We start from the raw sequence: 9,276 nt of genomic DNA, 5'->3' as shown, positions 1-9,276 counted from the left end.
TCCTGACATCCTGCTCCCAAAGCAGGCGCGCTACCGGACTGCGCTATACCCCGGTTTGAAATTGGCTCCGTGACCAGGACTCGAACCTGGGACCCAATGATTAACAGTCATTTGCTCTACCGACTGAGCTATCACGGAACTACATATTTCAATTTACAACGGTGAAGCTTTGTTGCATCTCGCCACTCGTTCGCATCGCTGCGTTCGTGTGTCTGAGGCGCGCTATTCTACAACCTAGAACACCTCTGTCAACCCCCTAAATTGCTTTCAAGTTAATGATTTGCAACTTATTTCAGATTCCAACCCGGTGGGTTGAAACGCTGCCGGTGACTGACTGCGGGGCGCACTTTACAAGCCTTTTCCTTTGAGTTCAACAGCCTGGCGAAAAAAAGGCCTCGCAATGCGAGGCCTTCCCGGTTTCATTGCCGCTGAGGCTTAGCCGAAAACGATTTCGTCGTTCTCGACCTTGCCGGTGGCGGTGTCGCCCGGCATGAAATGACCCGACAGGATCAACTGCGCCAGCGGGTTTTCGATCCAGCGTTGGATCGCCCGTTTCAAAGGACGCGCGCCATACACCGGGTCGTAACCGACGGCGATCAGCTTGTCCATCGCTTCCGGGCTCAGCTCCAGCTTCAGCTCGCGCTCGGCCAGGCGGCTGCGCAGGCGACCCAACTGGATCTCGGTAATCCCGGCGATCTGATCCCGCGCCAACGGCTCGAAGATCACCACCTCGTCAACCCGGTTAATGAACTCAGGACGGAAGTGCGAGGTCAGCGCGTCCATCACCGCAGCACGCTGCGCTTCACGATCACCGACCAGTTCCTGGATCTGCATCGACCCGAGGTTGGAGGTCATCACGATCACCGTGTTGCGGAAGTCCACCGTACGCCCGTGACTGTCGGTCAGCCGGCCATCCTCAAGCACTTGCAGAAGGATGTTGAACACATCCGGGTGCGCCTTCTCGACTTCGTCCATGAGGATCACCGAGTACGGCTTGCGACGCACCGCTTCGGTCAGATAACCGCCCTCTTCATAGCCGACGTAGCCCGGTGGCGCACCAATCAGACGAGCCACGGAGTGTTTCTCCATGAACTCGGACATGTCGATCCGCACCATCGCCTCTTCGGTATCGAAAAGGAATTCGGCCAAGGCCTTGCACAGCTCGGTTTTACCGACACCGGTAGGGCCGAGGAACATGAACGAGCCGCTCGGACGATTCGGGTCGGACAGCCCGGCGCGGGAACGCCGCACGGCGTTGGCCACAGCCACGACCGCCTCTTCCTGACCGATGACCCGTTTGTGAAACAGGCTCTCCATCTTCATCAGCTTGTCGCGCTCGCCTTCGAGCATTTTCGACACCGGGATGCCGGTCCACTTCGACACGACTTCGGCAATCTCTTCTTCAGTCACCTTGCTGCGCAGCAACTGGTTTTCGCTCTTGCCGTGCTGGTCGACCATTTGCAGGCTGCGTTCCAGATCGGGGATCACCCCGTACTGCAACTCGGCCATGCGGTTCAGGTCGCCTTTGCGGCGTGCGGCTTCCAGTTCCTGGCGCGACTGTTCGATCTTCTGCTGAATCTGCGCAGAACCCTGCACCTCGGCTTTTTCCGAGTTCCAGATTTCTTCCAGATCCGAGTACTCACGTTCGTGACGCTCGATTTCTTCCTGGAGTTTTTCCAGGCGTTTCTTCGCTGCGTCGTCGCTTTCTTTCTTCAGCGCCTGGGATTCCACTTTCAACTGAATCAGGCGCCGCTCCAGACGATCGAGTACTTCCGGTTTGGAGTCGATCTCCATACGGATACGGCTGGCGGCCTCATCGATCAAGTCGATGGCCTTGTCCGGCAGCTGCCGATCCGTGATGTAGCGATGGCTGAGCTTGGCTGCGGCGATGATCGCACCGTCAGTGATCGCCACCTTGTGGTGGACCTCGTAACGCTCTTTAAGGCCACGCAGAATGGCGATGGTGTCTTCTTCACTCGGCTCGTCCACCAGGACTTTCTGGAAACGCCGCTCGAGCGCCGCGTCCTTCTCTATATATTGGCGATACTCGTTGAGCGTGGTCGCGCCGACGCAGTGCAACTCGCCGCGAGCCAGCGCAGGCTTGAGCATGTTGCCAGCGTCCATCGAGCCTTCGCCTTTACCAGCGCCGACCATGGTGTGCAGTTCGTCGATGAACAGAATGATCTGCCCTTCCTGCTTCGACAGCTCGTTGAGCAAGCCTTTCAGGCGCTCTTCGAACTCGCCGCGATACTTGGCGCCGGCGATCAGCGCGCCCATGTCCAGCGACAGCAGGCGCTTGCCTTTAAGGCCGTCCGGCACTTCGCCGTTGATGATGCGCTGGGCCAAGCCTTCGGCGATCGCGGTTTTACCCACGCCAGGCTCACCGATCAGCACCGGGTTGTTCTTGGTGCGGCGTTGCAGAACCTGAATGGTGCGGCGGATCTCGTCGTCACGGCCGATCACCGGGTCAAGCTTGCCGTCTTCGGCGCGCTTGGTCAGGTCGACGGTGTATTTGTCCAAGGCCTGCCGCGACTCTTCGTGGTTGGCGTCATTTACCGCTTCGCCACCACGCAGGTTGTTGATCGCGTTTTCCAGGGCTTTCTTGCTCACGCCTTGGCCGAGCAGCAACTTGCCGAGCTTGCTGTTCTCGTCCATCGCGGCGAGCAGCACCAGTTCGCTGGAAATGAACTGGTCGCCCTTCTGCTGAGCGAGACGGTCAGCCTGATTGAGCAGACGCGCCAGATCCTGCGACATGTTGACGTCGCCGGTCGGGTTCTGGATTTTCGGTAGTTGATCAAGCTCTTTGGTCAGCTCTTTACGCAAGCTGTTGACGTCGAAGCCTACTTGCATCAGCAACGGCTTGATCGAACCGCCCTGCTGTTCAAGCATGGCCTGCATCAAGTGCGCCGGCTCGATGGCCGGATGATCGTGGCCAACCGCCAACGACTGGGCGTCGGACAGGGCCAACTGTAATTTACTGGTTAAACGGTCAATACGCATGGGTCACCTTCCTTTTGAGCAGGCCGGACCTAAGAAACCATCCTGAATAAAGAAACCTGCCAGATACCACTGTAGATGCGGTCGATTCTGGGAGATTCAAGCGTCGGAGAGTTGATGCAGATCAGAGAGTTTAGCGGGTGAGCCAAACAAGGGAGGCGAAACGACCGGTGCGCGACGCACGGCGGTAAGAAAAGAAACGCGGATCGGTCACGGTGCAGAAACCGCCACCATAAACAGCCGTGACACCCCGTTCAGCCAGACGCAGGCGCGCCAGCAGATAGATATCAGCCATGAACTTGCCGGCATTGTTGCTCGGTACGAACGCTTCTGCTGCTTCAGGCAGTTGATTGATGAAGACTTCCCGTACTTCCGGACCGACCTCAAAGGCTTTGGGGCCAATGGCCGGGCCGAACCAGACCAGTACCTCGTGAGCAGGAACATCGAGGCTGTCGAGAGTTGCCTCAAGCACGCCCGCCGCCAGCCCACGCCAACCGGCATGAGCGGCCGCGACACGCGTGCCGGCACGATCGCAGAACAATGCCGGCAAACAGTCTGCCGTCATCGCCGCACAGGCAATACCCGGCGTTGCCGTCCAACTGGCATCTGCAGTCGCAACGATGCCCGGATCAGCATGCGCAACGGTGATCCCGTGCACTTGCTGCAACCAGGCAGGCTGTATGGAGAAGTGTTCGGTCAAGCGGCGACGATTTTCGGCCACCGCTTGCGGGCGATCATCGACGTGATCCCCCAGATTCAGGCTGTCGAACGGCGCCTCGCTGACACCACCCTCGCGGGTGGTGACACAGGCCCTGACGCTGGCCGGCGCAGGCCAGTCCGGCGTCAGCCAGTTCATCCGACGAAGGCCTCGCGATCCTGCTTGAGCAGGGTCAGCAGCCAGACGAAATCTTCCGGCAGCGGCGATTCCCAGCTCATGCGCTCACCGCTCGTCGGGTGATCGAGTTCAAGGAAGCGCGCGTGCAGCGCCTGACGCGGGAAGTGCTTGAGCGATTCCACCATGGTCGGGTTGGCCGCAGGCGGAATGCGGAAACGCCCGCCATACGCCGGATCGCCGACCAACGGGAAGTTGATGTGCGCCATGTGCACGCGGATCTGGTGAGTCCGACCGGTTTCCAGCTTCACCCGCACGTGGGTGTGCGAACGGAAACGCTCGAGCACGCGGTAATGGCTGACGGCAGGCTTGCCGCCTTCCATCACTGCCATGCGCTGGCGTTGCTGGCCGTGACGACCGATCGGCGCATTGATCTTGCCACCGGCGGTGACCACGCCGATCACGATGCACTCGTAGATACGGCTGACGCTGCGGCTCTGCAATTGTGCGACCAGCTTGGTCTGCGCCTGAATGGTCTTGGCCACCACCATCAGACCGGTGGTGTCCTTGTCCAGACGATGCACGATACCGGCACGCGGGACATTGATGATGTCCGGCACATGGTGCAACAAAGCGTTGAGCAGGGTGCCATCGGCATGACCGGCAGCCGGGTGCACCACCAGACCGGCAGGCTTGTTGATCACCAGGATGTCGTCGTCTTCATAGACGATGTCGAGCTCGATGTCCTGGGCGATCCACTCGCCCTGGGCTTCCTGCTCGGCAGTCAGCTCAAGGATGGCACCGCCATGCACAATGTCGCGCGGGCGGATCACCGCCCCGTCCACAGTCAGGCGACCTTCTTTGATCCAGGCGGAAAGGCGCGAGCGTGAGTGCTCAGCGAAGAGTTGGGCGGCGACTTGATCGAGGCGTTGGCCGCCCAATTCGGACGGCACCTCTGCGCGAAGTTCAATTTTATCGGACATGCTCGGACTGGGCGTCGGCACAGCCTTTGGTTTCGGCTGCGCGCTTGTGGTTAAATACGGCGTCTTTTGCCCCGAGGCTTTTCAACGGGGCGCTCATCATAACAGGACGGCCCCGCCCAAGACAGCGGCCGTCATAGGGACGCAAGCCGCCATGCAAGTGAAACACCTGCTGCTGATCGCCATCCTCGCATTGACCGCTGCTTGCTCATCGAAGGAAGTCGTAGACGAAAACCTCAGCGAAGCCGAGCTGTATCAGCAGGCTCAGACTGATCTGGACAACAACAGCTACACCAGCGCCACAGCCAAGCTGAAGGCTCTGGAGTCGCGTTATCCGTTCGGTCGCTACGCCGATCAGGCTCAGCTGGAGTTGATCTACGCCAACTACAAGAACGCCGAGCCGGAAGCTGCAAAGTCTGCCGCCGAGCGTTTCATTCGTTTGCATCCGCAGCATCCGAACGTGGATTACGCGTACTACCTCAAGGGTCTGACCTCGTTCGACCAGGACGTCGGCCTGCTGGCGCGCTTCCTGCCGCTGGACATGACCAAGCGTGACCCGGGCGCCGCCCGTGACTCGTACAACGAGTTCGCGCAGCTGACCAGCCGCTACCCGAACAGCCGCTACGCGCCGGACGCCAAGCAGCGCATGATCTACCTGCGCAATCTGCTGGCGGCCTACGAGATTCACGTCGCTGACTACTACCTGACCCGTCAGGCTTATGTAGCCGCTGCCAACCGTGGCAAGTATGTCGTGGAAAACTTCCAGGAAACCCCATCGGTCGGCGACGGCCTGGCGGTGATGACCGAAGCCTACCAGCGTCTGCACCTCGACGATCTGGCCGCCACCAGCCTGGAAACCCTGAAGCTCAACTACCCGGATCACCCAAGCCTGCAAGATGGCCAGTTCGTGCCACGCGTAGCCGAGGCCGACAACCGTTCGTTCCTGAGCAAGGCGACTTTGGGCCTGATCGAATCGCGTCCACCGCTGCCGCCGGGCGAAACCCGCGCCAACCAGGACGTGCAGAAGCAGTTCCAGGACGCGAAAGATGCGATTCCGAACGAGCTCAAGCCTAAGGACGAAAACGGCGACGTGATCGAAGAGCCAGAGCCGGAATCCAGCGACACCGATCGCTCGTGGTTCAGCTACATGACCTTCGGCGTGTTCGACTGATTACACCGGCGGTACGAAAAAAGGGAGATCTGCGGATCTCCCTTTTTTATTGCCGCACTTTAATAGGCTGTGCGCTGATCGGGTCCTTGGCTAAACTGCCGGATCATCAGTCGAAAAGCCGCTCATCATGCTTCGTTTATTGTTCTGGATTGCCCTGATCTTCGCCGCCATCTGGCTCTGGCGCAAATTCAAGGCCCCCGCCTCGTCCACCCGACCGCCGCGCGAACAGGACGCGCCGCCGATGGTGCGCTGCGCCCACTGCGGCGTGCACCTGCCGCGCGACCGCGCGCTGGGCAACCAGCAACAGTGGTATTGCAGCCAGGCTCATCTTGAGCAAGGCCCGGGCGCCAGTGGTCGCTGAGGCCGCCAACGCCGACCAGAAACAGGCGCAGCGTCTGCTGCGCCTTTATCACCTGTACCGTTTAAGTGTCGGCATCACTCTGGTGCTGCTGATCTCCAGCAACATGGACAACCGCCTGCTGACGTCGGCCAACGACGATCTGCTGCGCGGCGGCAGCTGGCTGTACCTGATCATCAACATGCTGCTGGTGGTGTTCCTTGAAAACACCCGGCGCCCGGCGCAGTTGTTCACCCTGGCGCTTGTCGATGTGCTGCTGTTGTGCGGCCTGTTCTACGCGGCGGGCGGCGTGGCCAGTGCGCTGGGCAATCTGCTGGTGGTCTCGGTGGCAATCAGCAACACCCTGCTACGCCGACGCATCGGCCTGCTGATTGCCGCCATTGCGGCGATCGGCATTGTCGGCCTGAGCTTTCTGCTGGGGCTCAGCCGCCCCTTGAGCGCCAACGCCTACTTGCAAGCCGGCACCCTCGGTGCGCTGTGCTTTGCCGCCTCGCTGCTGGTGCAAGGGTTGATCCGCCGCCTCGAAGTCAGCGAGACCCTGGCCGAACAGCGCGCCAGCGAAGTGGTCAGCCTGGAGGCGCTGAACGCGTTGATCCTGCAACGCATGCGCACGGGGATTCTGGTGCTCGACGAGCAACGTCGGGTGCAACTGGCCAATCACAGCGCGCAGAGTCTGCTCGGCCACAGTCACCTGCAAGGTCATATGATCGACGAATATTCGCCAGCACTGGTCGAGCGTCTGCAACTGTGGCGCAACAACCCGACCTTGCGCCCGCAGAGCCTGAAAATCCCCGGCAATGGCCTTGAGCTGCAGCCCAGTTTCATCGCCCTTGAGCAGAGCCCGAACCAGCAGACGCTGGTGTTTCTCGAAGACCTGGCGCAAATCACGCAGCAGGCGCAGCAACTCAAGCTCGCTGCGCTCGGGCGTTTGACCGCCGGCATCTCCCATGAAATTCGCAATCCACTGGGCGCGATCAGTCATGCCGCGCAGCTGTTGGCCGAGTCCGAGGAACTCGATAGCGCAGATCGGCGTCTGACGCAGATTATTCAAGACCACTCCCAGCGCATGAACCGAGTCATCGAAAACGTCCTGCAACTGTCCCGCCGCCAGCAAAGCGCGCCGCAACGGCTGGACCTCAAGCCGTGGCTGGAAGACTTCGTCGGCGAAATCCGCGAGCAGGCCAACGAGCGCCAGCACATTCATCTGCGGATCAATTCCGGCGATTTCACCACGCTGATGGACCCCAACCAATTGCGGCAGATTCTCGACAATCTGATACGCAACGCCTGGCGTCACAGTGCGCAACTGCACGAGCAGGCCGACGTCTGGCTGGCACTGTTCGTCGACCCGGACAGCCAGTTGGCGGTGCTTGAGGTCCAGGACAACGGCCCCGGCGTGTCGGCCGATGAACAGGCGCATCTGTTTGAGCCGTTCTTCACTACCAGCAGCCAGGGCACCGGTCTTGGCCTTTATCTGTCCCGTGAGCTGTGCGAAAGCAACCAGGCACGCCTAGACTTCAAATCACGCCAAGGCGGCGGCTGCTTTTGCATCACTTTTGCTCACGGACGGAAACAAAGTTGAATACAAGCCCACGGCAAAAAATTCTAATCGTCGACGACGAACCGGATATCCGCGAGCTCCTGGAAATCACCCTGGGACGGATGAAACTCGAGACCTTCAGCGCACGCAATCTGAGCGAAGCTCAGGCGCTGTTGCAGCGCGAGCACTTTGACCTGTGCCTGACCGACATGCGCCTGCCCGACGGCACTGGGCTGGAGCTGGTGCAACACATTCAGCAACGCGATCCACACCTGCCGGTAGCGATGATCACGGCGTACGGAAGCCTGGAAACTGCGATCAATGCGCTGAAGGCCGGGGCGTTCGACTTCCTCACCAAACCGGTGGAACTGCCGCGCTTGCGCGAACTGGTCAGCTCGGCGCTGCGCCTGCCGACAGCGGGCGGCCTGAGCACGGCAATCGAGCGACGCTTGCTGGGCGACTCGCCGCCGATGGCCAATCTGCGCAAGCAGATCGACAAGCTCGCACGCAGTCAGGCGCCGGTTTACATCAGCGGCGAATCCGGCAGCGGCAAAGAACTGGTCGCGCGTCTGATCCACGAACAAGGTCCGCGCGCCAGCCAGCCGTTTGTGCCGGTGAACTGCGGGGCAATTCCGTCAGAGCTGATGGAAAGCGAATTTTTCGGCCACCGCAAAGGCAGTTTCACTGGAGCCGTCGAAGACAAGCCGGGGCTGTTTCAAGCGGCCCATGGCGGCACTCTGTTTCTCGATGAAGTCGCCGACCTGCCACTGTCGATGCAGGTGAAGCTGCTGCGGGCGATTCAGGAAAAAGCCGTGCGCAGCGTCGGCGGCCAGCAGGAAACGGTGGTCGACGTACGCATCCTTTGCGCAACGCACAAAGACCTTGAAGCCGAAGTTTCGGCCGAACGCTTCCGCCAGGATCTGTATTACCGGCTCAACGTCATCGAACTGCGTGTGCCGTCCCTGCGCGAACGCCGTGACGACATTGAGGCGCTTGCCATGCACGTGCTCAAGCGCCTGGCCAAAGACACCGGACAACCCGAAGCGCGCCTGCACCCGCAAGCGCTGGAGGCGCTGAAGAACTATCGCTTTCCCGGCAATGTGCGCGAACTGGAGAACGTCCTCGAACGCGCGCACACCCTGTGTGAAAACCGCACGATCGAAGCGCAGGATCTGCGTTTGAGCGAAGGCAATTGCACGGCGGACGGGGCGATGGCCGATCTGACGCAGGTCGACAATCTTGAGGATTATCTGGAGAGCGTCGAGAGGAAGCTGATTTTGCAGGCGCTGGAGGAAACCCGCTGGAACCGCACGGCGGCGGCGCAGCGGTTGAGTCTGTCGTTTCGGTCGATGCGTTATCGGCTGAAGAAATTGGGCCTGGATTAAAGGCCCCTTAGCG

General features: G+C 60.4%; 7 protein-coding genes and 1 tRNA gene. 4 read left to right on the top strand and 4 right to left on the bottom strand.

Annotated elements, in window-relative coordinates; all coding sequences use genetic code 11:
- Window positions 1-62: 62 nt before the first annotated feature.
- The 4 genes from D8U82_RS12560 to rluD all read right to left on the bottom strand — a co-directional run bounded on the left by D8U82_RS12560 (window position 63) and on the right by rluD (window position 4,812).
- Window positions 63-138: transfer RNA gene (locus D8U82_RS12560), tRNA-Asn, on the bottom strand.
- Between the two features lie 297 nt (window positions 139-435).
- A complete protein-coding gene (gene clpB / locus D8U82_RS12555; protein ID WP_130902290.1) occupies window positions 436-3,000 on the bottom strand; it encodes an ATP-dependent chaperone ClpB in 2,565 nt (854 codons plus the stop codon).
- Between the two features lie 130 nt (window positions 3,001-3,130).
- Window positions 3,131-3,853 (bottom strand): peptidoglycan editing factor PgeF, encoded by a 723-nt coding sequence (gene pgeF, locus D8U82_RS12550; protein WP_130902289.1) that lies wholly within the window; start codon window positions 3,851-3,853, stop codon window positions 3,131-3,133.
- The gene (gene rluD / locus D8U82_RS12545; RefSeq protein ID WP_042610487.1) at window positions 3,850-4,812 is read right to left on the bottom strand and encodes a 23S rRNA pseudouridine(1911/1915/1917) synthase RluD; all 963 of its coding nucleotides are present in this window, start codon (window positions 4,810-4,812) and stop codon (window positions 3,850-3,852) included. Before rluD ends, pgeF begins: the two co-directional genes overlap by 4 nt.
- Window positions 4,813-4,963: 151 nt before the next feature.
- Here rluD and D8U82_RS12540 point away from each other — a divergent pair, with 151 nt between their 5' ends.
- The 4 genes from D8U82_RS12540 (at window position 4,964) to D8U82_RS12525 (ending at window position 9,263) form a co-directional block, all read left to right on the top strand.
- Window positions 4,964-5,980, top strand: a complete 1,017-nt coding sequence (locus D8U82_RS12540) for an outer membrane protein assembly factor BamD (protein ID WP_016773139.1) — start codon at window positions 4,964-4,966, stop codon at window positions 5,978-5,980.
- Window positions 5,981-6,107: 127 nt separating this feature from the next.
- Complete coding sequence (locus tag D8U82_RS12535) at window positions 6,108-6,341, top strand: PP0621 family protein (RefSeq protein ID WP_130902288.1); 234 nt, start codon at window positions 6,108-6,110, stop codon at window positions 6,339-6,341.
- Entirely contained in the window at window positions 6,331-7,920 is a 1,590-nt protein-coding gene (locus tag D8U82_RS12530; RefSeq protein ID WP_016773137.1) for an ATP-binding protein, read from the top strand. The genes D8U82_RS12535 and D8U82_RS12530 overlap by 11 nt, the downstream gene beginning before the upstream one ends.
- A complete protein-coding gene (locus tag D8U82_RS12525) occupies window positions 7,917-9,263 on the top strand; it encodes a sigma-54 dependent transcriptional regulator (protein WP_130902287.1) in 1,347 nt (448 codons plus the stop codon). Before D8U82_RS12530 ends, D8U82_RS12525 begins: the two co-directional genes overlap by 4 nt.
- Window positions 9,264-9,276 lie beyond the last annotated feature (13 nt).

It is taken from the genome of Pseudomonas sp. Sample_23, from assembly GCF_004307595.1.
Taxonomy (GTDB): domain Bacteria; phylum Pseudomonadota; class Gammaproteobacteria; order Pseudomonadales; family Pseudomonadaceae; genus Aquipseudomonas; species Aquipseudomonas atacamensis.
Note: the sequence above shows the minus strand (reverse complement) of the source record. Positions and strands in the feature narration are given on the sequence as shown.